The 24,694-nt window shown below is 75.8% G+C and carries 23 protein-coding genes; 14 read left to right on the forward strand and 9 right to left on the reverse strand.

The genetic code is table 11. The features are described from left to right. Positions 1-25 precede the first annotated feature (25 nt). The 6 genes from Sfr03f_RS03750 (at position 26) to Sfr03f_RS03775 (ending at position 8,398) form a co-directional block, all read left to right on the forward strand. Positions 26-742 (forward strand): class I SAM-dependent methyltransferase, encoded by a 717-nt coding sequence (locus tag Sfr03f_RS03750; protein WP_170145028.1) that lies wholly within the window; start codon positions 26-28, stop codon positions 740-742. Between the two features lie 259 nt (positions 743-1,001). Then, positions 1,002-2,261 carry a DegT/DnrJ/EryC1/StrS family aminotransferase gene (locus tag Sfr03f_RS03755; protein ID WP_108953421.1) on the forward strand — a complete coding sequence of 420 codons (1,260 nt, stop codon included), beginning with the start codon at positions 1,002-1,004 and terminating at the stop codon, positions 2,259-2,261. Position 2,262: 1 nt separating this feature from the next. Then, the gene (locus Sfr03f_RS31040) at positions 2,263-4,365 is read left to right on the forward strand and encodes a lipopolysaccharide biosynthesis protein (protein ID WP_439959676.1); all 2,103 of its coding nucleotides are present in this window, start codon (positions 2,263-2,265) and stop codon (positions 4,363-4,365) included. Between the two features lie 709 nt (positions 4,366-5,074). Continuing rightward, complete coding sequence (locus tag Sfr03f_RS03765; RefSeq protein WP_108953422.1) at positions 5,075-6,805, forward strand: glycosyltransferase; 1,731 nt, start codon at positions 5,075-5,077, stop codon at positions 6,803-6,805. Next, positions 6,802-7,197 carry a hypothetical protein gene (locus Sfr03f_RS03770; RefSeq protein WP_108952245.1) on the forward strand — a complete coding sequence of 132 codons (396 nt, stop codon included), beginning with the start codon at positions 6,802-6,804 and terminating at the stop codon, positions 7,195-7,197. The genes Sfr03f_RS03765 and Sfr03f_RS03770 overlap by 4 nt, the downstream gene beginning before the upstream one ends. Before the next feature lie 19 nt (positions 7,198-7,216). Beyond that, positions 7,217-8,398: a glycoside hydrolase family 26 protein gene (locus Sfr03f_RS03775; protein ID WP_281262819.1), complete on the forward strand. Its 1,182-nt coding sequence runs from the start codon at positions 7,217-7,219 to the stop codon at positions 8,396-8,398. Positions 8,399-8,411: 13 nt separating this feature from the next. Here Sfr03f_RS03775 and Sfr03f_RS03780 read toward each other — a convergent pair whose 3' ends face one another. The 4 genes from Sfr03f_RS03780 to Sfr03f_RS03795 form a co-directional block, all read right to left on the reverse strand. After that, positions 8,412-9,167 (reverse strand): polysaccharide deacetylase family protein, encoded by a 756-nt coding sequence (locus Sfr03f_RS03780; protein ID WP_174721557.1) that lies wholly within the window; start codon positions 9,165-9,167, stop codon positions 8,412-8,414. Between the two features lie 56 nt (positions 9,168-9,223). Then, a complete protein-coding gene (locus tag Sfr03f_RS03785; protein WP_174721527.1) occupies positions 9,224-10,600 on the reverse strand; it encodes a glycosyltransferase family 2 protein in 1,377 nt (458 codons plus the stop codon). Positions 10,601-10,655: 55 nt separating this feature from the next. Further along, positions 10,656-11,771 (reverse strand): GNAT family N-acetyltransferase, encoded by a 1,116-nt coding sequence (locus Sfr03f_RS03790; RefSeq protein WP_108953425.1) that lies wholly within the window; start codon positions 11,769-11,771, stop codon positions 10,656-10,658. A 580-nt stretch (positions 11,772-12,351) separates the two neighbouring features. Then, on the reverse strand, positions 12,352-13,236 hold the full coding sequence (locus Sfr03f_RS03795; RefSeq protein ID WP_108953426.1) for an NAD(P)-dependent oxidoreductase: 885 nt from the start codon (positions 13,234-13,236) through the stop codon (positions 12,352-12,354). A gap of 107 nt (positions 13,237-13,343) precedes the next feature. Between Sfr03f_RS03795 and Sfr03f_RS03800 the strand changes: the two genes are divergently transcribed. Continuing rightward, entirely contained in the window at positions 13,344-13,709 is a 366-nt protein-coding gene (locus Sfr03f_RS03800; RefSeq protein WP_108952247.1) for a winged helix-turn-helix transcriptional regulator, read from the forward strand. A 42-nt stretch (positions 13,710-13,751) separates the two neighbouring features. On the opposite strand, the gene Sfr03f_RS03805 is transcribed toward Sfr03f_RS03800, so the two are convergent. After that, a complete protein-coding gene (locus Sfr03f_RS03805; protein ID WP_108952248.1) occupies positions 13,752-14,630 on the reverse strand; it encodes a fructosamine kinase family protein in 879 nt (292 codons plus the stop codon). 248 nt (positions 14,631-14,878) lie between these two features. Here Sfr03f_RS03805 and Sfr03f_RS03810 point away from each other — a divergent pair, with 248 nt between their 5' ends. The 4 genes from Sfr03f_RS03810 (at position 14,879) to Sfr03f_RS03825 (ending at position 18,399) form a co-directional block, all read left to right on the forward strand. Then, positions 14,879-15,352 (forward strand): carboxymuconolactone decarboxylase family protein, encoded by a 474-nt coding sequence (locus Sfr03f_RS03810; protein WP_108952249.1) that lies wholly within the window; start codon positions 14,879-14,881, stop codon positions 15,350-15,352. Between the two features lie 73 nt (positions 15,353-15,425). Then, complete coding sequence (locus Sfr03f_RS03815; RefSeq protein ID WP_108952250.1) at positions 15,426-16,349, forward strand: RNA polymerase sigma-70 factor; 924 nt, start codon at positions 15,426-15,428, stop codon at positions 16,347-16,349. A 143-nt stretch (positions 16,350-16,492) separates the two neighbouring features. Beyond that, entirely contained in the window at positions 16,493-17,104 is a 612-nt protein-coding gene (locus tag Sfr03f_RS03820; RefSeq protein WP_108952251.1) for a helix-turn-helix domain-containing protein, read from the forward strand. Next, a complete protein-coding gene (locus Sfr03f_RS03825; RefSeq protein WP_108952252.1) occupies positions 17,101-18,399 on the forward strand; it encodes an MFS transporter in 1,299 nt (432 codons plus the stop codon). Before Sfr03f_RS03820 ends, Sfr03f_RS03825 begins: the two co-directional genes overlap by 4 nt. A gap of 109 nt (positions 18,400-18,508) precedes the next feature. Here Sfr03f_RS03825 and Sfr03f_RS03830 read toward each other — a convergent pair whose 3' ends face one another. Continuing rightward, on the reverse strand, positions 18,509-19,288 hold the full coding sequence (locus Sfr03f_RS03830; protein ID WP_108952253.1) for a GNAT family N-acetyltransferase: 780 nt from the start codon (positions 19,286-19,288) through the stop codon (positions 18,509-18,511). A gap of 325 nt (positions 19,289-19,613) precedes the next feature. Here Sfr03f_RS03830 and Sfr03f_RS03835 point away from each other — a divergent pair, with 325 nt between their 5' ends. After that, the gene (locus Sfr03f_RS03835) at positions 19,614-20,540 is read left to right on the forward strand and encodes a hypothetical protein (protein WP_108952254.1); all 927 of its coding nucleotides are present in this window, start codon (positions 19,614-19,616) and stop codon (positions 20,538-20,540) included. A gap of 70 nt (positions 20,541-20,610) precedes the next feature. Next, the gene (locus tag Sfr03f_RS03840; protein ID WP_108952255.1) at positions 20,611-20,949 is read left to right on the forward strand and encodes a hypothetical protein; all 339 of its coding nucleotides are present in this window, start codon (positions 20,611-20,613) and stop codon (positions 20,947-20,949) included. Positions 20,950-21,001: 52 nt separating this feature from the next. On the opposite strand, the gene Sfr03f_RS03845 is transcribed toward Sfr03f_RS03840, so the two are convergent. The 3 genes from Sfr03f_RS03845 to Sfr03f_RS03855 form a co-directional block, all read right to left on the reverse strand. Then, entirely contained in the window at positions 21,002-21,820 is an 819-nt protein-coding gene (locus Sfr03f_RS03845) for a DUF2785 domain-containing protein (RefSeq protein WP_108952256.1), read from the reverse strand. A gap of 142 nt (positions 21,821-21,962) precedes the next feature. Then, a complete protein-coding gene (locus Sfr03f_RS03850; protein ID WP_108952257.1) occupies positions 21,963-22,703 on the reverse strand; it encodes an SDR family NAD(P)-dependent oxidoreductase in 741 nt (246 codons plus the stop codon). A gap of 146 nt (positions 22,704-22,849) precedes the next feature. Next, a complete protein-coding gene (locus Sfr03f_RS03855; RefSeq protein WP_108952258.1) occupies positions 22,850-23,488 on the reverse strand; it encodes an HAD family hydrolase in 639 nt (212 codons plus the stop codon). A gap of 202 nt (positions 23,489-23,690) precedes the next feature. Here Sfr03f_RS03855 and Sfr03f_RS03860 point away from each other — a divergent pair, with 202 nt between their 5' ends. Continuing rightward, a complete protein-coding gene (locus Sfr03f_RS03860; protein ID WP_245967386.1) occupies positions 23,691-24,599 on the forward strand; it encodes an SDR family oxidoreductase in 909 nt (302 codons plus the stop codon). Positions 24,600-24,694 lie beyond the last annotated feature (95 nt).

Here is a 24,694-nt window from a genome sequence, read left to right on the forward strand (position 1 = left end):
ACCGTCGGTCGCCCGTTGGACGGGCATGACGGTGAGCATGCGAGCGGGGTACCAAGGGACCGGGCCGGGGCCGATCACCCCGGACGGGTGCGCGGTCGAGCTGTACGCCCGGCTGCCGGTCGGAGACGAGCCCGACATCGTCGCAGGGGCCGTGCCGAAGGGCGCCCGCCTCCTCGAACTGGGCTGCGGGGCGGGCCGTATGACCCACCCGCTGGTCGAGCGGGGCTTCGCGGTGACCGCGGTGGACGAGTCCCAGGACATGCTGGACCGGGTCCGCGGGGCGCGCACGGTCCGCAGTGCGATCGAGGCCCTGGACCTGGGCGAGCGGTTCGACGTGGTGATGCTCGCGTCGTTCCTCGTGCACGCGGGCGACCCGGACGTGCGGCGCGGGCTGCTGCGCACCTGCGTCCGGCATCTCGCGGAGGGCGGCTGCGTGCTGTTCCAGCGCGAGGGGGAGGACTGGCACGAGCGGGTGCCGCGCGAGCGGGTGGACCCGGCCGGGTTCACCGTGCGGCTGGTGTCGGCGGAGCCGGTGGGTGACGGCGTGAACTCGGTGCGCGCACGGTACGTGTTCCCGGACGCCACGTGGACGCAGACGTTCCTGTCCCGGCCCCTCACGCGCGAGCAGTTCGAGGGCGCGCTGGCCGAGGCGGGGCTGCGGGTGGACCGCTATCTGACCGAGGACCGCACCTGGGTGCGGGCGGTCGCCGGGCCCGGGCCGGGCGAGGCCGGAGAGCGGTAACGGGGGCGTCTCCTCCGCGCGCGGCCGCAGGCCGGGCCCGGCGAAGCGGCCGGCAGCCGGCCGGGGGCGTGCGGTCCACGAGGGCGGCGCGGTCGGCGCCTCGGGGCCCTCACGCCCCCCAGGTGTCGCAACTTCCCCCCACAGATGTGGAGTTGTCCGTATAGGGCGCTCTTGACGCGGTTGGTCCCGTGGTGGAACCTGGGCGTCGTGCCAGGGGGGCCAGGGGAGGTCTCCCGTGCGGCACGTCGCCGGGGGGCGCATGACCAGAGGGGTGGTCGGCGGGGCGGGGGCGCGATCGGGCATCCGGCTGGACCTGCTGGAAGACGCGATGCGCAGACGTCTGGGCCGTGCATGCATCTACGTTCCGTCGTGCCGTCTCGGCCTGTACCTGGCGCTGCGCCGCTGGTGCCGGCCGGGAGGCAGGGTGCTGATGTCGCCGGTCAACGACGACGTCATCCTCTTCGTCGTGCTGGCCGCCGGACTCAGGCCCGTGCAGGCGCCGTTGGACCCGCGCGACGGGTCCCTCGACCTGGCCGCGGTCGACGAGGAAACCTGGCGCGGGCTGGCCGGAGTGCTGACCGCGAACCTGTACGGGAACCCGGATCCGGCTCCCGGGCTCCGCGAGCGGTGCGACCGGTGGGGCATCCCGCTGATCGAGGACGCCGCGCACGCGATCGGCAGCGAGGTGGGCGGGCGGCCGGTGGGGTCCTTCGGGACCGCGGCGGCGTTCAGCCTCTCCAAGCACGTCGGCGCGAAGGCCGGGGGGTTCCTCGCCTTCGACGACGACCCGGCGCTGCGCGAGGAGCTGGTCCGGGCGCGCGACGAGCTGCTGGAACCGGCCGACTGGGCCGCCGAACTCGCCTACGCCGCAAGGCCGTTCGCGGAGGCCGCGGTGCGGGGACTGGGCCTGCGGAGGGCCGCCGGCGCCACCCTGCGGATGCTCGGGCTGAGCGAACGCGACGGCGTGCGCATGCCGTTGCGCGCCGGGGAGCTGGCGAGGGCGACGGCCGAAGCCCCGGGGCTCACCGCGCACCACTCGTGGGTCCGGGTCGACATGCACGACTACCGCCTCGCGCCCGGCCCGCTCCGCGCCCGCCGGATCACCCGCGCATTCGGCCGCCTCGACGAGGTGCTGCGCGTCCACCGCGAGGGAACCGCACGGCTGCTGGACACCGAGTGGGCCGCGCCCCGCACCACCGCGGGGCCCGTGCAGCCGCTGTTCCGGGTGCCGTTGCTGGTCGACGACCGGGACGCCGCCGTCGCCGCGCTGGCCCGCCACGGCATCGTCACCGGATACCTGTACGACCCGCCGCTGGACGATTACGCGGGCCCCGAGTTCACCGGCCTGTCGCCCCGGCCCGGTCCCGCCCGGTACTTCGCCCGGCACGCCCTGCCGGTGGACCCGCGCCGCGCCACCGAGGCGATCGCCGTGCTGCGGCGGGCCGGCGCGGCGCCCGCCGGGGCGCCGGCCGCCGGGCGACCCGACGCGGTCCCCGAGGCGGGAGGCGGCGGTGGCTGACATCCAGGAGGCGGCGGACGTCACGGACCCCGGCCCGGGGCCCACCCGGACCCGGCGGCCCGCGCGGCGTCCGCGCCCGGAGCGAGCGGAGGGCGGCGACTCCCTGTTCAGGAACGCGTACTTCCTCATGCTCAGCACGGGCGTGTCCGCCGTGCTCGGCCTGGCCTTCTGGCTGGTCGCCGCCCGCCACTACACCCAGGAGGCGGTCGGCCAGGGCTCGGCCGCCGTCGCCGCCATGCGCCTGCTCGCCGGCATCACCGCCACCACCATGATCGGCGCCGTGGTGCGCTTCGTGCCGCGCGCCGGACGCGCCACCGGATCACTGGTGCTGCGCGCCTACGCCGTCAGCTCGCTGGTGGTGACCGTCGCCGGCGTCGTCTTCCTGCTCACCCTCGACCTCTGGGGGCCCTCCTACGCGCCGCTCGGCACACCGGTGGCCGGGGCCCTCTTCGTCGCCTCGTGCGTGGCCTGGGCGGTCCTCACCCTGCAGGACGGGGTGCTCACCGGGCTGCGCGAGGCGGTCTGGGTGCCGCTCGGCAACGCGGTGTTCTCACTGGGCAAGTTGGTCCTGCTGATCCTCCTCGCCGGGGCGATGCCGGTCCTCGGCGTGTTCGTCTCCTGGGGCGCGGCGATCGCGCTGTCGACCGTGCCGCTGGGCTGGCTGGTGTTCCGGCGGCTCATCCCCCGGCAGGTCGCCGCCGACGGCCACCGCCGGCCGCCCACCCTGCGGGCCGTCGGACGGTTCATCGCCGGGGACTCCGTCGGCGCCATGTTCAGCCTGCTGATGATCAACCTGCTGCCGGTGATGGTGGCGGTACGCCTCGGCGCGGCGGAGAACGGCTACTTCTACGTCGCCTACACCGTCGGCGGCACCATGGAGTTCCTCGCCATCAACATGGCGTCCTCGCTCACCGCCCACGCCTCCCGCGACCCCCGCGCCCTCGCCGACGGTGTGCGGGGAGCGTTGCGGAGGATGGCCCTGCTGCTGGTGCCGGTGGTGGCCGTCCTGGTCCTCTTCGCGCCGCTGGTGCTCGCCCCGTTCGGCGCGGACTACGCGGACAAGGGCTCCACCGTGCTGCGGCTGCTGGCCGCCGCCGCGCTGCCCCGGGTCGCCGTCGAGCTGTACATCGGGGTGCTGCGGGTGGCCGGCCGCACCGCGATGCTCGCCCTGGTGCAGGGCGTGATGTGCGTGCTGGTCCTCGGCTCCGCCGCCCTGCTGCTCACCACGGCGGGCATCGACGGCGCCGGCTGGGGCGTGCTGCTGAGCATGACCGCGGTCGCGCTGCTGTGCGTGCCGGGGCTGCGGGCGGCGCTGCGGGGGGAGGGGGGTGAACGTCCGTCCCCCGCACCTCCCTCCGCCACGCCGTCCGTCTGCCGCAGGGTGGTCGCGCTCGCCGGGGCGTCGTCCGGGCCGCGGGGGGAGCGGAGGCTGCGGGTCGCCCTGTGGTGGCTGCTCGGCTCCGCCGGCGTCTTCTACGCCGCCGCCCTGCGCCACCTGCCGTGGCTGGACGACGACCCGCGCGGCGCCACGCGGGTCCGGGCCGTCGACGCCGACGCCGACCGCACCGCGGGGGAGGTCCTGGCCGCGCTGCCCGGCATCGCCCTCGCCGCCGCCGTGCTGATGCTGCTGGTGTACGTCGCCGCGCTCACCCTCCGCGTCCCCGCCGACGCCCCGCTGGCGGCCGCCGCGCTCGGCGTGCTGGTCCTCGCGCTCCACGCCGCCCCGGTGGCCCTCGGCCTGGAACCGGTCCCGGCGCGCGCCGCCGGCTGGTGGCCCGGCCCCGGTGACGGCCCGCTCGGCGAGGTGCTGCTGTGGGCGCCGTACGCCTGCCTGGTGCTCGGCCCGGTCCCGCTGTGGCTGGTGCTGCGGTGGGCGCTGCGGCTGCCGGCGCGGACCTGCTGGTGGCTGCTGTGGCCGGCCGCGGTCCTCGCCTGGGCGCTGCGCGACACGCTCGCCCCCGCGGCGCCGGGACTCCTCGCCGCCCTGCTGCTCCTCGCCGCGGCGGGTGCCCTCACCCGCCGCGGTGCCCGCCCCCGCGGCCGACCACCGGCCCCCGGGCCGCCCGCGCCGCGCGTACCCCGGCAGGGAAGGGGCGGCGATTGAAGTACCGGAGGCCGGACCGGCGAGGGCGCGCCGCACCCGGGGCGGGACCAGTGGGAGCTCGCCCTACCCGGGGCGAAACCGGCGGCGGCTCGCCGTACCCAGGGGCGGGACAGGCGAGGGCTTGCCGCACCCGGGGCGGGACCGGTGGGAGCTCGCCGCACCGGAGGGCCGGACAGGCGAAGGCTCGCCGTACCCGGGGCGGGACAGGCGAAGGCTCGCCGTACCCGGGCGGGACCGGCGGAGGCTCGCCGCGCCCGGGGCGGGACCGGCGAGGGCTTGCCGCATCCGGGGCGGGACCGGTGGGAGCTCGCCGCACCGGAGGGCCGGACCGGCGGAGCCCGCCACCGGAACGGGACGGCACCGCACGGGGCCGGCCCACCGGAACCGCACCCGGCCGGGTGGCGCCGTGATGCGCCGTGCCGACCAGCACCATCCGACAGAAGCCGCACCGACGACAGCCGCCGGGGGGACCGTGCGACCGACAGTGACGACGGGCCGGACAGCCGTGCCGGGCCCCGAGGGCGACAGACGTGACAGACGCGACGGACGGGGCAGAGGCACCGCAGGCGACGGCGGCTCCGGGCGCGACGCAAGCCCGCCGGACGCCACCGCACCCGGCGGCGCGGACCCCCGGGCCCCGCAGGCCGGGGTCCGGGGCCCCTCCGGCGGCACCGGCCCCCGCACCTCCGCGCGCCGCCGCTGGAGCGCCGTGTGGCCCGTCGGCCCCCTGGCCGTCGCGCTCACCCTGTGGGCGTACGCCGTGCGGACCACCCACGTGACGGAACTGGACGACTTCGGCCTGGTCAGCGCCGTGCACCCGGCCTACTGGGCGGGGCTCGCGGTGCTCGCCGCCGGGTTCTGGTTCACCGTCCGCCGCCCCGACCGGGCCGACGCCTGGGGTCTGGCGTACGTGCTCGGCCTGCTGGTCATGCAGCGTGCCACCCAGGCCCTCGTGTACCCGACGCCGCTGCACGCCTGGGCGTGGAAGCACGACGCCGTCGTCGGCCACCTGCTGACCGACGGCGGCCTGCGGACCGGGGCGGAACTCGGCGACATGGCCGTGTACGACCAGTGGCCCGGCTTCTTCGCCGCCCAGGCCGCCGTCGTGCGCCTCGCCGGGGTGGAGAACACCCTCACCCTGATGAGCTGGTGGCCGCTGCTCTCCAGCGTCCTGGTGCTGGCCCCGCTGGTGCTGATCCACCGCACGTTCACCCAGGACCGCCGGCTGATCTGGACCGGCGTCTGGCTGTTCTGCGTCGGCAACTGGGTCGGTCAGGACTACTTCTCGCCGCAGTCCCTCGCCCTCACCCTGCACCTGGCGGTGCTCGCCCTGGTGCTGCGCCGGTTCCCCGGCGCGGAACACCGCGGCTCCCGGCAGGCCGTGTGGACCACGGTGCTGGTCACCCTCATGGTCCCCGTGGTGCTGTCCCACCAGCTCACGCCGGTGGTCCTGATCGTCTCGCTCGGCGTGCTCGCGCTCACCCGCCGGCACCGCGACGGGGTGCCGTTCCTCGCCGCCGTCGCCCTCTTCGCCGCCTGGAACCTCACCGCCTCGCTGCCGTTCCTCTCCGCCGCGCTGCCCGAGATGCTCGCCTCCGTCGGCGACATCGGCGCCAACGTCGAGACCGGCTACGGCACCACGCCCACCGGCGCCGGAGCCGTCACCGCCTCCTGGGCGGCACGCGCCCTGTCCGCGACGGTCGTGGCGCTGGCCGTCCTCGGAGCACTGCGCCGACCCGAACTGCGGCGGCAGGCCCGGCCGTTGCTGCTGCTCACCGGGGTACCGCCGCTGCTGATCGCCGCCAACGGCTACGGCAGCGAGATGATCTTCCGGGTACTGATGTTCATGCTGCCCGGTGCCGCGTTCTTCGCGGCCGCCGCGCTGCTGCCCCGGAGCGGCGGCACGCGCGGGGCGGTGCCGCCTCCGACACCCGCGCGGTGGCTCTGGCTGCCGCTCCCGGTGGTGCTGGCCGTCACCCTCGCCTTCGTGCCGAGCTACGCGGGCAAGGACCGGCTGAGCTACTTCCCGCCCGCGGAGGCCGCCCTGGTCGGCGACCTCGTCGAGAGCGCCCCCGACGGTTCCCTGGTCGCCGCCGCCAACCGCAACTACCCGCAGGCGTACGGGGACTACTGGCGGCTCGACCACTACTGGTTCCTGGAGGAGGACCCGGCGAAGGTCGAACGCATCCTCTCGCGGCCCGCCCGCACGCTCGCCCTCGACATGAAGGACGTCGCCGAACCCGGCCGCGCCTACCTCCTGTTCACCGAGGGCCAGCGGGCCGACGCCGAGATGAACGGCCGGCTCACCGGGGCCGAGTGGCGGCGCGTGGAGAAGTCCGTGGCCACCTCCGCCTACTTCCGGCGGGTGGCGCACAACCGGGCCGGCACCGTGTACGAACTCGACGTCCGGGCCGTCGCCGTCGAGGAGGACGCCCGATGACGGCGCGGGACCTGCTGACGCGGATGCTTCCGCCCCTCACGGGCTGGCTGGCCGTCGGCGCGCTCACCCTGCCCGACGGCTCCCCGGCGCGCGTCGCCGCCGTGGCGGTGTTCCTGACGGCCGGCCCCGGCGCCGCGCTGGTGCGCATCTGGTGGCCCGCGCTGCGCGTGCCGCCCGCGGTGGGGCCGGCGGAGGACTGGGATACCCGCTTCACCGGCCGTTCCGGCGTGCTGGAGCGCCTGCTCCTGGTGCCGCTGGTCAGCCTCGCCGTCCTCACCGTCACCGCCACCGCCCTGCTGGCCGCGCAGGCCTTCAGCGGGCGGCGCGTCCTGTTGCTGCTCACCCTGCTCACCCTGCTCGCCGCGTACTGCCCGAGGACACGCCCGTCCTGACCCGAGGAAGGCCGGTTCCGTGAGGTTCCCCCGTCGCTCCCGACCCCAGGCCGCCGACGCCACGGCCACCGCCACCGCCACCGCCACCGCCGCGGACGCCGCCGTGAGAGCGCGGGGCCCGCGCCACGCGCGGCCGCGGTGGGCCGGCCCGCGCGGACGCCGCCGGTGGTGCGTCCTCGCCGTCGCCGCGGTCTGCGCCTCGCTGCTCACCACCCTGGCCGTCAGGGCGGGCACCGGCCGGCCCGCCGTGGGCGCGGAGTGCCGCGGGCCCGCCACCGAGCTCCTCGAGCCGCGCTGCGGCGCCTGGTTCGGCGCGTTCGTGCCGCACGAGAAGTCGAACCTCCGCGAGAAGGTCGAGGCCTACGAGCGGCGCCTCGGCCGACGCCTGGACATCGTGTACACGTACCACGACATGTCCGCGGTGACCTCCGGCCGCCTGGAGGGGCAGCTCCTCACCGAGCAGGAACGGCAGCTCGGCGAGGACCGGATGCTGCTGCTGTCCTGGGAGAGCAAGGTGTGGGGCGGCACCAAGGCGGAGCAGCCCCGGTGGGCGGAGATCGCCGCCGGGGCGTACGACGCCGACGTGATCGACGTGCAGGCGCGCCGGATCAAGGAGTACGGCCGGGGCGGCGACGGGCGGAAGGTGTTCCTCTCCTTCGACCTGGAGATGGACACCCGGGTCCCGGAGAACGGCACCGCCCGGGAGTTCGTGGCCGCCTGGCGCCACATCCACGACCGTTTCCGGAAGTTGGGCGTGGACAACGTCGTCTGGACGTGGATCACCACGGGTTACCCGGGGCACCACGACATGATCGAGGAGCTCTACCCCGGCGACGACTACGTCGACTGGATCGGCTACAACCAGTACAACTACTTCACGTGCCACGACGCGCGGTGGATGTCCTTCGAGGAGACGCAGCGGTCGGTGCACCGCTGGATCCGCACCCACCTGTCCGACGAGAAGCCGCTGATGCTCTCCGAGTTCGGCTCCGCCTACGACCCGCAGCGGCCCTCACGGCAGGCCGACTGGTACCGCGAGGTGCCGGACGTCCTCAGGGAACTGGACGGGGTCGCGGCCGCGCTCCAGTGGAACTCCCGTGATCCCGGCCCGCACTGCGACCTCTCCCTGGCCGACCGGAAGGCCTGGGACGCGATGCGGCGGCTGGCCTCGGACCCGTACCTCAACCAGCCGTCACCGTGATGCCGGCCGGACCTCACCCCGCGAACCCGGGCCCCCGCACGGCCGTGCGGGCCCGGCGGTACCAGCGCCAGCCGACGGTGAGCACCCCGTCCCGGTACGGCGCCACCCGGGCGCCCTCACCGCGCATCCACGCCCGCACGTCGGCGACGGTGTGGCTCCGCCGCACGATGAGCCGCGCCACGCGGTACCGCTCGTCCCGCTGCGAGCTCAGCGCGTGGCGCACCGCGGCCGCCGTCTCGTACCCGGCGAGCGCCGCCGCCCGGCGGACGGCGGCGCTGTTGTAGCCGTGGGGGTAGGCGAGGTGGCGGACCGGATGCCCCAGGGTGTCCTCCAGCACCCGTCTGGAGTCGCACAGTTCGCGCTCCAGGGCGTCGCGGCCCAGGGTGTCCAGCTGGGCGTGGGTCACCGTGTGACCGCCCACCTCGAGGCCGGCCTGCTCCAGCAGCGGCGCCTCCTCCAGCCGCATCATCGGCGCGGGCGGCAGCAGGCTGCGGCCGGACGGGGCGATCGCCCCCGTGGTGAGGTAGGCCGTGCCCGGCAGGTTCCGCTCCGCCAGCGCCGCCGCGGTCGGGCCGGGCAGGTCCGCGAAGCCGTCGTCGAAGGTCAGCACCACCGGCCGCGGCGGCAGCGGCGCCCGCCCCGCCAGGTGATCGGCGAGCGCGCTCATCGTCACCGGGGTCCGGCCGCTGTCCAGGACGGCGTCCAGATGCGCCGTGAACCGCCGCGGCGGGACGGTGAACTCGGCGATCCACTCCGGCGGGTCGTCCATCACCGCGTGGTAGAGCAGCACCGGGACGGCTTCGGTCCGCGGCGCCCCCGGCGGACTCACCGGGACGTCACCGCCCGCCGCAGCGCGCGGCGGGCCCGGACGTAGCCCAGCGGCCCGTACACCATGCCCCGGCGCTGCAGCCGGGACAGCCGCCCGGGCCACGGGTGGTCCCGCCGGTCGTGCCCGCCCGGCACCGCGCCACCGCCCTCCGCGCCGCCGCCCTCCGCGCCCGCGCCGCCCGTGCCCGCGCCGCCCGTGCCCGCGCCGCCCGTGCCCGCGCCGCCCGGGTCGCGGGCGGCGGTGAGCTGCCGGGCGTACGCGAGGCCGCGCGGGAGCCGGCGCAGCAGCGCGGGCAGCAGGGCGGGGCGGCGGACCAGTACCGCCGTGAGGTAGGCGGTCAGCCCGGCGCCGTAGCCGAACGCCTGGTTCTCCAGGTCGCGCCAGGTCTCCCGGTGGTGGTGCCAGACCAGTGCCCGCGGCACGTACCGCAGCCGGTGCCCCTCGGCGAGCACCCGGACGAAGGCGTACAGGTCGTCGCCGCCCTTGGCCCGCGTGCCCGTGCCGGTCGCCGGGTCGAAGCCGCCGACGGCGCGCAGCACGGTGGTGCGGAACGCCATGGCCGCACCGGAGCCGAACCGCCCCGCGGTGAACGGGAACAGCGGCTCGTCGGCGGGCGGGTCGGCCGGGTCGTACACGCGGGGCGTGAACCCCTTCGCGAAGCCGCCGTTGCTCTCCAGCAGCACCTGGGCCGGGGTGCGCAGCCGGGCGGGGAGGATCAGCCCCGTCGTGCAGCCGAGGCCGGGGTCGCCGGAGAACGGGACGCTCAGCTCCGCCAGCCAGCGCGGGTCGGCCACCACGTCGTCGTCGGTGAACGCCACCACGTCGCCCGAGGCCGCGGCCAGCCCCGCGTTGTGCGCCCGCGCCAGTCCCGGCACGGGTTCGCGCACGTACCGCACGCGCCCCCCGAACTCTCCCTCGACCAGCTCCCGGGTGGCTGCGGTGACCGGCGCGTTGTCCACCACGACGACGTCGAAGTCCGGGTGGTCCTGCGCGAGCAGCGAGCGCACCGCCCTGGCCAGCTGCCGCGGGCGCTCCCGCGTGGCGACCACCACCGTGGTGCGGGGCGGCCGGCCGGGCGGCGGGCCGTCCTCCGGCGGGGGCGCCGGAAGCCGCCGCGCCGCCTCGGCCACCGTGTCCCGAGGGTCGGCGCCCTCCGGCACCGTCACCAGCAGGGTTCCCATCGGCACGCCGCCCCGCCGGACCAGCGCGAACACCTCCCCGGGGCCGGGTGGCGGGCTGCCCGGGCCGGGGCGGAGCAGCGGCGGCGCCGTTCCGCCCCCGGTCTCCGCTCCCGCGCCGAGTTCCAGCTCCGCCACCTGGACGGGGCGGACGGCCAGGAATCCGTCGATCTCCCGCTGCGTCGTACGGCTCACGCGCGTGTTCCCCCTCGTCGTCGCCTCTCCGGTGCGGCCGCCCGGGCACGTGCCGTCAGGTGCGGAACTTCCCCACCGTCCGCAGGCTTCGCGCGGCCATCGCCTGCAGGTGGGGACGCCGCCGCACGAAGCCGTGCGCCCGGCGGGCCGGCTCGTGCTCCAGCCAGTGCAGCGCCGCGCCGAGCCCCGGCCGGATGACGGTCCCCTCGTGGACCGTCGACTCACCGGTCTTCAGCGCGTCCTTGTACTCGGCGGCCCCCCGCCCCATGTCCAACACCGAGATGCCGGCCGCGGCGGCCGCCTCCGCCATCCGCAGGTGCAGGATCAGCCCCGGTGAGTACCTGGCCAACTCCGGCTCGTACGCGGGGAACCAGCACGCCAGCACCGTCGAGGACCGCAGCCCGAAGTGCGCGGCCACCGGACGGTCGGCGGCGTAGAGCACCGACAGCACGCCCGCGCACTCCCGTGCCCGGGTCGCGGCGAGCGTCCGCACCAGGCGGCTGATCCATTCCCGGGCGAAGCGGTCCCGCCGCCCGGTCCGGCGGTACTGCGCCGACTTCCACGCCATCAGTGTCCGCAGGGCCCGCGGGTCCCGCTCGTCGAAGACGAACCGCACCTCCCCGACCTGCCGGCCGAGGCGGCGCTCCTTGGCCAGGGTGGTCCGCAGAAACTTGGGCGACTGCCGCCGCAGCACCTCCAGATAGGCCGGGTAGCCCTCCCCGACGTCGATCACGTACGAGGGGTAGGAGGCGGTGGCGTGCCCGGAGAACGGTGTCCGGCCGTCCTCCAGGTTGTCGAAGGTGAAGCTGTTCAGCGCGCAGGCGCGCAGCAACTCCTCCGCGCGCAGGGCGGTCCCGGGCCGCAGGACGGCACCTTGCAGGTCCGAGACCCCGAGCCCCAGGGCCCGCCCGCTGCCCCACGGACTGCGCTCGAAGGGCAGGAAGCCGACGATCCCCCGGTCGCCGCCGCCCCGCCCGCCGCCGTCGTCCCGGTCCTCGACCACCGCCACCCGGGCCCGCGGCCTGACCTGCCCCACGGCGACGGCGAACTCCGGCTCCATGAAGGGATTCCTGACCGCGCCCGACGCGGCCCGCAGTTCACGCCAGGTCTCGGACTCCTCCGCCCCGAGCTGCCCAGGTCTCAGTACCCGCACACGTCGTGCACCGCTCATGACGACCCCCCGGTCGAAGCCCCACGGCCTCCGGACCCCCCGGTCCGTGGACACCGCGAGGATCGTACAGCGGCAGAGGGCTTCCCGGTAGATACCGTCGCAGGACGTGACCAAGCGACGAGAAGCGCACAACCGGCGCATTGCGCCGCCACCGGGACGGCACGGGCGGAAGCGGCCGCGGTGGTCACCCGGCCGCCGCCCCGGTGACCCCGGGCCCTGTCGCGCTGTAGCGTTGGTCTTCCGGTCGCGGCGTCGTGCGCGTCGCGACGGAGCCCTTGCGACAGGCAGGGCGCGAGCATGTCGGGTGAGGCATCCACCGGGAAACCCTTCGGAGCCGGCTCGCCCCCCGGGCCGGCCAGTGGCTGCTGCGCAGGCCGGCCTCCCGTCCCACGGCCGCCTGACCCCACGGCATCCCGTCCCACGGACGCCTGACCCCACGGCATCCCGCCCCACGGCCGTCTGACCCCGCGGCATCCCGCCCCGCGGGCGTCTGCCCCGGGGGCCCGGCCCGGAGCCCGTGCCCCGGGCCGGGCGGGTGCGTCCCGTGACGCCCGTGAGCCCCTGCGCGGCAAGCGGGCGATCAGTTGGTCAGCAGGTCGATCACGCCCGTCAGGCCCTCCTCGCCGCCACCGGTCTCGCTCAGGCGGCGGCGCATCAACGCGAAGTACGGGCTGAGCAGTTCGGTGCTGACGCCCTGCTGTTCGGCGGTGAGCAGGAAGGTCGGCGTGCCGGCCACCTGCATGGCGAGGCCGGAGACGACCCCTTCGGTGTAGTCGCCGCTCCGCAGATGGCCGGCGGTCTGGTGCACGGAAGGAGCCATGGCGACGAGCCAGTCGGCGAGCAGTGGCGCGAGCGTGCCGGGGTCGATGTCCTCCTTGCGGATCAGGGCGAAGGCGTGCGCGGCCCCGGCGAACATGCCGTACATGGCGCTGAGCAGGGCCACGTCGTACAGGGCGGCGAAGCCCGCGTCGGCGCCGACGTAGGTGGTGCCGGCGGGGACACGCAGGGCCTCCCGATGCCGGTCGAACAGCTCCCGCGAGCCACTGTAGAAGACGTAACCACCGGCGTCCGGGACGCCGATCATCGGAGGGACGGCCATGATCCCGCCGTCCAGGTAGCGAGCACCGCGCTCGCGGGCCCGGTCCGCGCGCGTGCGGGCCTGGGCGGGGGTGCTGGTGGTCAGGTTGACCACGTCCTTGCCCTCCAGGCCGGTGCCGGCCAGCACCTCCCCGACCGAGGCGTCGTCCAGCAGGCAGACGACGACCAGGGTGTTCGCGGCGACCGCCTCGGCGGCGCTCCCCGCGACGGTCGCGCCCTCGGCGGCGAGGGCCGCGGCGCGGGCCGGGTCGCGGTTCCAGACGGTCAGGGGGTGGCCGGCGGCCAGCCAGGCCCGGGCGAGCGCGGTACCCATCGCGCCGAGTCCCAGCAGGGTGAGGGGGGTCTTCTCGACATCGTTTCGTCTCATGCCGACGATGCTCGGTGCCGCCCCGACCAGCATCAAGTACGCACTTCGGAGTGGGTGGTTACCCTGAGGTGAGCGAGCACGTCAGCGAGGCGCACGGGGGTGGGACTTTGACGACGCTGAACCGGCCGGGCGGCCCGGACGGACACGTCTGCGGGATCGACGCCGCCATGGAAGTGATCGGCGGGAGGTGGAAGGTGCTGATCCTCTGGGCGCTGCACGAGCACCCGGGCAGCCGCTTCGGCGCACTGCGGCGGCTCCTCCCGGGGATCACCGAGAAGGTGCTGGCCTCCCATCTGCGCGAGATGGAGGCGGACGGCGTCGTGCACCGCGTGTCCTACGACGAGGTGCCGCCCCGGGTCGAGTACACGCTGACCGAGGACGGCGCACGACTCAACAAGGCCCTCGAACCACTTGCCGCCTGGGGGAGCGAGCGGGTGACGCCGAGGCATGCCGCGGCCCCCTTGGAGGGGTGAGCCCCACGCCCGGCCGGGGCCCTGGCCCCGGCAGGCGGGCGCTCAGTGACGGAACGGCTCGAGGAGGGCGCGGACCTGCTCCGCCGCGCCCCAGTCGTGGTCGAACATCGCGACGAGGGCCAGGGACTGCCGCATCTGGATCAGCGGCATCCGGGCGCGCCAGCCGGCGTCCAGTCCGGTCAGCTCCGCGTACACGTCGAAGAACCGCGCGGCCTCCGGCGGGTGCGGGGAGCACCACAGGTGCGCCAGGTCGACCTCGGCCCACGTGTAGGAGACGGCCGGGTCTATGAGCGCGGGGCGGCCGTCCTCGGCGGCGAGGACGTTCTGCGCCCAGAGGTCGCCGTGCGTCAGGCAGGCGGGGCGGGGCGGCAGCAACTCGGGCAGCCGGTCGCACAGGCGCTCCAGCGCCCGCCGGTCCTCCGGTCCCAGGGCCGCCTCCACGCGGCGCTCCGGCAGCCAGCGCAGCAGCCGGTGTCGGGCGAAGAACTCGTACCCGTCGTCGGTCCACCCGTTCTCCTGGCGGTAGCGGCCCAGCCAGTTGTCGCGTTCCCAGCCGAACCGGTCGTGCACGGTGGAGGTGTGCAGCCGGGCCACCTCGTGGGCCAGCCGCTCCCAGAAGGCCTCGTCGCCGGCCGGGCGCTCGCGCAGCGCGGACAGCACCAGCAGTTCGCGGGTCGCCAGCACCACGTCCGGGGTGGCCAGGGCGCCGCGGTCCCGCAGCACGCCCAGTCCTTCCGCCTCCGCCGCGAACAGGCCGTCGGCCGGCACGTCCGCGAAGGACTTCACGAAGAGCGGCGCCGCGTCGGGGCGGACGGCGAGGCCGGCGACCGCGGCCATGCCGCCCTCCACCGGTTCCACCGCGGTGACATCGGTCAGTCCGGCGTCATGGAGGCGGTCGAGGAGAAGCGATGTGGTCTGCACGAGAGGGCAGGCTAGCCCCGGCCGCGGTGCCGCGCGAGAGTTTCCGCCCTGTGGGCAAGAACCAACTTCGCCCGACGCGAACGCCGTTGAGGTCGCGACGCGGCTCGAAGGGAAGGGCCGCGCGGGAACAGCCCCGCCTCGTTCCCGGCGCGGGACGGATGCCGGAGGCCCCGCCCGTGTCACAGGAGCGCGGGCCGTCTCGTCCCAGGGGGTGAAGGAACGCACCCGCCAGGACGAAGGAGCACACGATGGACGCACGGCTGAACTACTTCGCGAGCCCCACCGCCGGAAAGGCCCTCAAGCACTTCATGGCCGTCGGGAGGACCCTCAAGGAGTCGGCGCTGCCCGCGGCCACCCAGGAGCTGGTGTCGCTGCGGGTCAGCCAGATCAACGGGTGCGCCGCCTGCATCGACATGCACACCAAGGAGGCAGAGGCCGCCGGCGGGACGGCGCCGCGGCTGCACCTGGTGGCGGCCTGGCGGGAGGCGACCGTCTTCACCGAGGCGGAGCGGGCCGCCCTGGAACTCGCGGAACAGGGCACGCGGGTCGCCGACGCGGGCGAGGGCGTCGCCGACGAGGTCTGGGAGCGGGCCGCCCGCCACTACGACGAGGACCAGCTCGCCGCGCTGGTCGTGCTGGTCGCGTTCATGAACACGGCGAACCGGCTGAACATCATCGCCCGGCAGCCCGGCGGCGACTACCGGGCCGGTCAGTTCCACTGACGTGCGTCCGCCGACCACCGGGGGCGCCCGCCCTCGCCGCCCCCGTCCACAGACACCCGCAAGGAGAGCACACGTGAACAAGGCCGAGGAGTTCGAGGAGCTGCGGCCCCTGCTGTTCTCGATCGCCTACCGGATCCTCGGCAGCGTGGGGGAGGCGGAGGACGCGGTCCAGGAGACCTGGCTCCGCTACGACGCCTCCGCCACCCGGCCCGACTCGGTCAAGGCGTACCTGTCGACCACGGTGACCCGGCTGGCCATCGACGTGCTGCGCTCGGCCCGGGTGCGGCGCGAGGAGTACGTGGGGCCGTGGCTGCCCGAGCCGCTCCTGAACGACCCGTACGAGGACCCGGAACGCGCGGCGGAACTGTCCGACTCGGTGTCCATGGCCGCGTTGCTGCTCCTGGAGCGGCTGACCCCGCTGGAGCGGTCGGTCTTCGTGCTGCGGGAGGTGTTCGCGTTCGGCTTCGGCGAGATCGCGGAGACGGTGGGCCGCTCGGAGGCGGCGTGCCGGCAGCTGCTGGTGCGGGCACGCCGTCACATGAACGAGGGACGGCCCCGGTTCGAGGCCGACCGCCGGGAACGGCAGGCGCTCGCGACGCGGTTCTTCGACGCCCTGTCCGGGGGCGACGTGGACGGACTGCGGGCCCTGCTGTCCGCCGACGTCACGACGGTGGGGGACGGCGGCGGCAAGGCGCCGCAGCTCGCCAGGGCCGTCGTCGGAGCGGACCGGGTGGCGCGCCTGTTCGCCTCCGTCTATCCGCCCATGGCCGAGGTCGGGATCACCTGTGAGCAGCAGGAGATCAACGGGCAGGCGGGCGCGGTCTTCCGGGACCGCGACGGCCGGGTCCTGCACGCCCTGGTCCTCGACATCCTCGACGGCCGGATCCAGGCGATCCGCTCCGTCATCAACCCGGACAAGCTCCGGCACCTCGGCCCCGTCGCGGACGCCTGGGCCCTCGACCGGGAGGTGAGGCAGACCCTCAGGCGGTCGCGGTGAACGGCCCGCGGTGAGCGGCCCGTTGCCGCGGACGGTGGCGGTGGCGGTGCGGCGGTGGCCGGTTCCGGTCGGCGGGCGCTGCGTCTCGGCCATCGTGCAGAGAACCCTTTGCAGAGAACTCTCTGCACGTTACGTTCGACGGCATGAGCGACGACGCGACCGACCCGGGCGGCCCCGCCCCGCGCAAGCCCGTGCGCCGCCTGGACGCGCGCAGTCTGCGCGGTCTGGCGCACCCCCTGCGGATGAGCATCCTCGAGCTGCTGACCCTCGACGGCCCCGCCACGGGCACGGCCCTGGCGGCGCGGCTCGGGGAGAACACCGGCACCGTGAGCTGGCACCTGAGGCACCTCGCCCAGCACGGCTTCATCGAGGAGGAGACCGGACGCGGCACCAAGCGGGAACGCTGGTGGAGGGTCGTGGACGAGACCAAGGTGCTGGAGACCGCCGAGTTCCGCGACGACCCGGCCACCCGGGGCGCGCTCTCCGTCTACCTGCACGAGATGGTGCAGCAGTACTTCAACCGGGTCACCACCTACCTGGGCGAGAGCTGGGAGGAGGAGTGGCAGCGGGCCGGCACCCTCTCCGACTGGCGGGACCTGCGGCTGACGGCGGAGCAACTCACCGCGATGAACGCCGAGTTGATAGAGGTGGTCGCCCGCCACACCCCCGCACCGGGCGACGAGCCGGAGCCCGGCGCGCTGCCGGTCGTCGTGCAGCTCCAGTCGTTCCCCCGCAAAGAGCGGGGCACGGCGTGAGCCGGGCGGCAGGCCCCGGACTGCTGCGGCGGCACCGCGACTTCCGGCTGCTGTGGTGCGGTGAGACGGCCGGTAAGTTCGGCGCGTCCGTCACCTCCGTGGCGATGCCCCTGGTGGCCGTCTCGACCCTGCGGGCGAGCACCTTCGAGGTCGGGCTGCTGAGCGCCTCCGCCTGGCTGCCGTGGCTGGTCATCGGTCTGCCGGTCGGGGCGTGGGTCGACCGGATGCGGCGCAGGCCGGTCATGCTGGCGTCCGCCGCGGTGTCCTTCCTGCTCTTCCTGGCGGTCCCGCTCGCGGCGTGGGCCGGCCTGCTGAGCGTCGGCCTGCTGATCGTCGTCGCGCTGCTGACGGGCACCGCCGCCGTCTTCTTCCAGACCGCCTACAGCGCCTACCTCCCCGGCATCCTCGCCCCCGAGGACCAGCCCGAGGGCAACGCGAAGCTGCACGGCAGCGCGTCCGCGGCGCAGATCGCGGGTCTGGGTTCCGCCGGTCTGATCGGGCAGGTGGCGGGCGCGGTCAACGCGATGTTCGCCAACGCGGCGACGTTCCTCCTGTCGTTGCTGTGCCTGGCCGGCATCCGGCACCGCGAACCGCGCCGCGAGCCGGCGGCCGCTCCGCCCAGGGCGCTGCTGCACGAGGTCGGGGAAGGGTTACGGCTGGTCGCCGGCGACCGGTGGCTCCGCAGCCTCACTCTCTTCGGCGCCGCCTCCAACCTCGCCCTGATGGGCTACCAGTCGATCCAGGTGGTCTTCCTGGTCGGCACCGTGGGCCTGGCGCCCGGAGCGGTCGGCGGACTCATCGCGGCCACCAGCACGGGAGGCGTCGCGGGCGCGTTCCTCGCCCGGCGGATCGCCGCCCGGATCGGCACCGCCCGCGCGATGCTGGTCTTCGAACTGGGCCTCGCGGCCCTCGTGCTGCTCGTCCCGGCCACGCACGCCGGAGCGGGGCTGGCCCTCTTCGTCGCGGGCGGCTTCTGCGTCTCGGCCGGAGTGGTGGCCGGCAACGTCGTCAAGGCGAGCTTCCAGCAGCGCTACTGCCCGCCCCGCCTCCTGGGCCGGCTCACCGCGAGCACCGCGTTCCTCAACTTCGGGACGCTCCCGCTGGGCGCCCTGCTCGGCGGCTGGCTGGGCACCGTCCTGGACCTGCGCACCGCCATGTGGATCACCACGGCCGGAGTGCCGCTGGCCGCACTCGTCCTGCTCCTGTCACCCGTCGGCCGCACCCGCGACCTCCCGACGACCGCGCGCCCGGAGCCCGGCCCCTCGCGCCGCCCCCTGGAGCGGCAGGGCGGGTGAGCCCCCGTGCGACCGTCGCGGTCCGCACGGGACCGCTTCCCCGGCCGGGGAGGACCGAGCACCTCGGGGCCCGGGGGCGCGGACGGCGCCCCCGGGCCCGGCCGTGCCGTCAGAGGAGTCCGGCCTGCTCCGGGGCGGGCTGCAGGGAGAGGTACAGGCGGGTGCCCTGCGGGCGGAAACCGGCCCGTTCGTAGACGCGGCGGGAGCCCTCGCCCGAGTACTCCAGCCAGACCGATCCGGCGCCGCGGCCGAACATCGCCTCCGCCACCGCGGCAGTCACCGCGGCGGCGACACCGCGGCCGCGGAAGGCCGGCCGGGTGCCGACCCCGGACAGTTCGGCCGTGCCCTCCGCGGGCGCGGAGCAGGACGCCCCGCCGAGGACTCCCGCCCCGGGTTCGCGGACGAAGCGCACGGCGCCGCCGCCCCGCTCGGTGTTCCGCAGCCGGTCGGCGCCCTCCTGGGAGGAGCCGAACAGCCCGCCGAACGCCTCGGCCAGCGCGGCGTCGAGCTGCGCGAACTCCTCGTCGGTGGCGGGAGTCTCCACACGGGGGGAGTCCGCCACCGGGGGGAGGACCAGCGCGCCCGGGGTGCACACGAGGTACTCGTGCACCGCCTCCGTGCCGAACCCGGCGGCGCGCAGGGCGGGTTCGACGGCGGGGGCGGCCTGCGGCGCGAACTCCAGCCGGGGCAGCAGGCCGCGCTCGCGGAAGACGCCGATCAGCGAGGCGACGTCACGCCCGGTCGGCTCCGCACCGGGCAGCGGGGTCGCGTAGTTGAGGTAAGGGCTGTCCGTCCCCGGCATGAAGCCCGCGACGAAGCCCTCGGTCTCGACGACCTCGGGGCGGCGGCGCAGGTTGATGACGGCAAAGCTCTGGACCTGGTTGTCCATGGTGGTGTCGACCTCACGAAGTCTCAGCAGGATCCGCGCCGACGACGAACCCGGACACGGGTGCGGGGCGCGGCGGAGTGGCGGTGCGCGAAGGCACCGGTTCGTGGGGCCGCCGTACGTGACAGCGTGGCAGGACAGAGGCCGCGTGGAGCGGGCGCTCAGTGCCGACGGCGGCCGCTGGGGGACGCCGCAACCATGGACTTCGTTCCTCACCGTGAGTGCGATCCGCGTGATCGCGGACGCCGTCCACCCTCGCACGCCCGCGCGGGACGGGCAAGCGGTATAGCCAGGTGGACGGCCGGGCACCCGCACTAGGGTGCCGGGCATGAGACGCACGGACGTCGTGGACGACGACGGCACCTGGACCGGTCTGACCCTGGAGGCGGAGGACCGGCCGCGCCCGGGGCTGTGCCTGTTCGCCGGTGACGGGCGGATGCTGCTCACCCAGGAGACGCGCCCGGTCCTCCTCGCCGCCGTCACCGAGGACCACTGCGAGGTCGGGTTCTGGCGCACCGACGCCTACGGTTCCCTCCTCCCGCCCTGGCGCGCCGGCACCGCGCGGGACCTGGCCGGGCGGCCGGACCGCTGGGCCCACCGCTTCGCGCAGTGCCTGGCCGCGACGACGGGCGGCCCGCTGCACGACGGGCGGTGGCTGCTGTCGCCGCAGGGCCCTCCGCACTGGAGCCGCGGGTCCGAGCCGGCGGCGGAGTACTGGGGGCAGACGATCGTCGAGGGCCATCCCGGCGGATGCGTCGACTGGTTCTTCCTCCACGGAGACTGGGCACTCCTCCCGCTGCGCGCGATGCCCGGCCCGGACGACGCCCGGGTCAAGGCGTACCGCAAGCAGGCCCGCGACGGGGTCCTCCCGCCCGTCCTGCTGTGGTGGGTCAGCGGGCTCGCCTGCCACCTGATCCTCGACGGCCACGCCCGGCTCGCCGCCGCCGTCGCCGAGTCCGTCGAGCCGCCGCTGCTGCACCTGGTGCGCACGGCTCCGGGGGACGAGGTCACCGCGGGCACCCGGCGGGCGGTGGAGTGGTACGAGGCCGAACTGGCCCGGTTCGCCGCGCTCCGCGCCCGCCACGGCGACACGGTCCCCGACGGCGCCGGGAGCGCGGGCCCCGCCCTGGCCCGCCGGCTGGAAGACCTGCGCACGGCGACCCGCCCCACCTGGGCCTGGCCGCTGCCCGGCGGAACCGAAGGGTGGCGCCGCGTCGTCCGGGAGACGACGGGCGGTGCGTGGGACGGGCGGTGACCGCCCCTCACCCGGCCCCGGTGGCCGGCCATGAGGGGGCGGCCCCCTCGACGCGAAAGGCACGGCACGGATGACAGCTGTCGCAAGGGCGCGCGGGACGCTGCGGCTCCCCGCTCCCGCCTTCTGGTGCGTCGCTGCGGAGGCCACCCTGACGCTGGTCCTGGCGAGGACCCTGTGGACCTGGCGCGACGACGCCTACGTCGACGTTCCGACCGCCCCGTACCTGCCGTGGCTCGCCGCGGCCCTGACGGTGTCGGTGCCGGCGGGCCTGCTGCTCCTGTCACGCGAGCGAGCCCGGGCACGGAGGGCCGGGTGGGCGCTCACGGCGGTACGCCTGTGCCTGCTGCCCCTTGATCTGGGCGACGTGGCTGCCGGCGATGTCGCCGTACGTCTCCCTGTGGTGAGGTGACGGGGACCGGCCCGGGCGGGAGCCGCGCCGGAGTGGTCCGGCCGCGCCGCGGTCAGGCGAGCCAGTGGCAGGGCAGGCGGAGCAGGTCGACGGCGCGTGCCGCCACGGCCTCCGCGTGCGGCGGGGCGTCCTCGCCGGCGATGCCCCGGGTCAGGTGCAGGTGGAGCGACTGCAACGTGGCGAAGGTGTTGAACGCCCAGACGGGCACCGGCCCGGGGCCCCCGCCCTCCAGGGCGTCCGCCACCACGTCCAGCCAGCCGGTCGCCTCGCCGGCCCGAAGCCCCGGGGCCTGCAGGACACGGGTGACCGCCCGGGCCAGCCGGGCGTCCTCCAGCTGCTCGTAGCGGTGCGCCGCCCCGGGGGCGGTCATCCGGCGGGCGCAGAGCTCGAGCAGGTCGGTGCGGCGGCCGGGCAGCGCCCTGGCGAACGCCGCGGCGGCGTCCGCGCCGTGGGCCACCGCGTGCAGCCAGCCCAGGGCGTCGTCCCAGCCCCGGGTGTCCTCCTCGGCCGGGTACCAGGCGCTGAAGGCGGCGAACCAGCGCTGGGCCGCCGCCTCGCCCACCAGGCCGGGCACGGCGACGGAACGGGTCAGCACGCAGCTCAGCAGCAGCGGAGCAAAGGTCCGTGCCTGCACCTCGGGGTGGGTGAACCGGCCGGCGGCGCGGTCGCCGAGGTCCTCCAGGACGTCGTCGAGACGCCCTTCCGCGATCCAGCGGGCGGCGGCCGTGCAGCCGTGGTCGTCGCGGACCACCGGGTCGGGGGAGACCAGCATCGCCGACAGTTCCTCGGCGAGACGGGACGCCGGGACGGCTTCGGGCACGCGGAATCCGCCGGCTGCGATCGACGGCCGGTCGAGAAGGGCAGTGGTCATCGCGTCAGCCTGGCACAGCCGCCCGCGCGGGCAAGAGGCTTCTGCCCGCCGGGGTCCCCTCGCGGCTCGGGGCGTGACCCACGGCCGGCCGGGGCGGCTGAGGCCAGCGGCCGGGGCGGCTGAGGCGAGCGGCCGGACCGGCTCAGGTGAGGTTCAGGCCGCCGTCGAGGACGATCACCTCACCGGTGAGGTACCCGCTGTCGATCACCGAGGCCACCAGGGCGGCGACGTCCTCGGGCCCGGCCGGGCGGCGCATCGGCGCGCGCTCCCGCCACAGCTCGTGCGCCTGCACCCAGTCCCTGGTCATCGGCGTGTCCACGAGCCCCGGAGCGACCGCGTTGACCCGCACCCGGGGGCCCAGCGCGGCCGCCAGCAGCCGGGTCACGTGGTTGAGTGCCGCCTTGCTCGCCGCGTACGGCACCGAGGAGCCCTTGGGGCGCACCCCGGCATGGCTGGTGATGTTGACGACGCAGCCGCCCGCCGGGGCCTCGCGCAGCGCCGGCAGGGCCTCCGTGCACAGCACCCACGGCGCGATCAGGTTGACCTCCATCAGCCGCCGCCAGTCGGCGGGCGACGCGGCGGCCAGGTCGTCGTGCGGGATCGGCCAGCTGATGCCCGCGTTGTTCACCAGCACGTCCAGCCGCCCGCACCTCGCGAGCGCCGTCGCCACCAGTTCCCGGGCCTCCTCCTCGACCTCCAGGTCGGCCCGCACGTACTCCCCGCCGAGCTCGGCCGCCAGCGCCCGTCCGGCCTCCGCGCTGCTGCGCGAGTGCACCACCACCCGCATCCCGTCGGCCGCCAGCCGTCGCGCGACGGCCTCCCCGATGCCGGAGGTGGACCCGGTCACCAGGGCGACCGGGCGGTCCGCTTCGTCGATGCCCATACCGCGGATCCTGCCACGGCGGCGTGCGGGTTCCGTGCACGGCCGGGCGAGCGGGGCACCGTCGAACCGCCCGGGCCCGCGCACGGGGCGGCATGCCGCGGCTCCCCGGCCCGACGCCGGGCGCCGGCCGGCGGTCCGGAAAGCTCCTACCGGCCGGTCAGCCGTGGCACCAGGTCGTCCAGGCCGTCCACGTTCCAGTCCGCCCGCGCCGACGGCGTGCCGGCCCAGAAGTGGCCCAGCGCGCCCCGCCGGACGTGCGCGGTCCGGAAACCGGCCGCGCGCGCCGGCAGGAGGTCGTTCGCCGGGTGGTCGCCCACGTACACGGTCTGCCCGGGCTCCGCGGGCACCCAGTCGGCGAGCCGCTCGAAGAAGGCGGGGGAGGGTTTCTCGACCCCCCAGTCGCCTGAGACGGCCAGTGCGTCGCACGGAAGTTCCAGCGCGCGCAGGCAGCGGCCCGCACGGCTGCTCTGGTTCCCGGCGACGCCGACCCACACCCCCGCGGCCCGCAGGGCGGCCAGGGCGCCCCGGACGTCCGGGTACAGGTCCGACTCGTCGATGACCTCGCCGAGGCCGGCCGCCTCGCGGGCCCGCCACTCGGCGGCCACGTCGATGCCCGGGCGCACCAGGGGAAGCGCGTCCTGGTTGTGGCCGCCCCGGGCGACGACCGCGCCGACCAGCGCGGAGAGCGTGTGGCGGCGGACCCCGAGCCAGTCGGCCCAGTCCGACCAGTACCGGTCGTCGCCGACGAGCGTCTCACCGACGTCGAAGACGGCTGCGCGGATCATGGAGGCGCTCCTGTCCTCGGACGCCGACGGCGGATGTGCCCTCACATCATCGCCGCAGGACCGCCGGAGCGGTGACGGTTCGGCGATCCCGGTGCCAGGAAGCGGTTCCGCGCCGGGAGGCGGGCCCGTCCGCGGACGAGTAACCCGTCGCCGCCTGGGGACCCGGGCGGCGGAGGCGAGGCCCGTGGGACAGTCCGCACAGGTGCAGAAGCAGACGTCCGCAGGACGCCGGCCGCTCGAGGGCCGGGTCGCGGTGGTGACCGGAGCCGCCCGGGGAGTGGGGGCCGCGCTCGCGGCGGACCTCGCCGGGCGGGGCGCGGTCGTCGCCCTGCTGGGCCACGGGCAGGCCCGCCTGGAAGAGGTGGCCGCGCGACTGCCCACCCGGGCCCTGCCCGTGGCGGTGGACGTCACCGACGACGACGCCATGGCCCGGGCCGCCCGCACGGTGCGGGACACGCTCGGACCGCCGTCCGTGGTGGTGGCCAACGCGGGCATCGCCGAGGGCGGCCCCTTCGTCGACTCCGACCCCGCGCTGTGGCGGCGGGTCATCGACGTCAACCTCACCGGCAGCGCGATCACCGCACGGGTGTTCCTGCCCGACCTGCTGCGCACCCACGGATACTTCCTGCAGGTCGCCTCGCTGGCCTCGTTCGGCTCCGCGCCCATGATGAGCGCGTACTGCGCCTCCAAGGCCGGCGTGGAGGCCTTCGCCCACTCGCTCCGCGCGGAGCTGGCGCACCGGAAGGTGGGCGTGGGCATCGGCTACCTGAACTGGACCGACACCGACATGATCCGGGACGGCGACAAGTACCCCGTGCTGCGGGAGCTGCGCGGCCACATGCCGCCGCCGGCCCGGCGGATCTACCCGGTCACCACCGTCGCCCGGCGGCTCGGTGACGCGGTGGAGAAGCGCCGCGTCTCCACCTACATCCCCGTGTGGCTGCGCGCCGTGCAGGCGATCCGCGCGGCGATGCCCGCCGTGGTGACCGTGGTGTCCCGGCACGAGCTGCCCCGGCTGGAGGCCGAGGGGCCGCTGGAGGCCACCGGCCCGCTGGGCGCCGGAGGCGCCGCCGACCGGGCGGCCCGCCCGGCGGCCCCCCGCACCACCTGAGCCACGCCCCGGCCCCGCCCGCGCGTGCTGGAACCCGCACGCGCGGGGGTTCGGCCCGCGCCGGACGGGGCACCCGGCCCGCGACCTTCGGCGGC

Source organism: Streptomyces fragilis (assembly GCF_003112515.1).
GTDB lineage: Bacteria > Actinomycetota > Actinomycetes > Streptomycetales > Streptomycetaceae > Streptomyces > Streptomyces fragilis.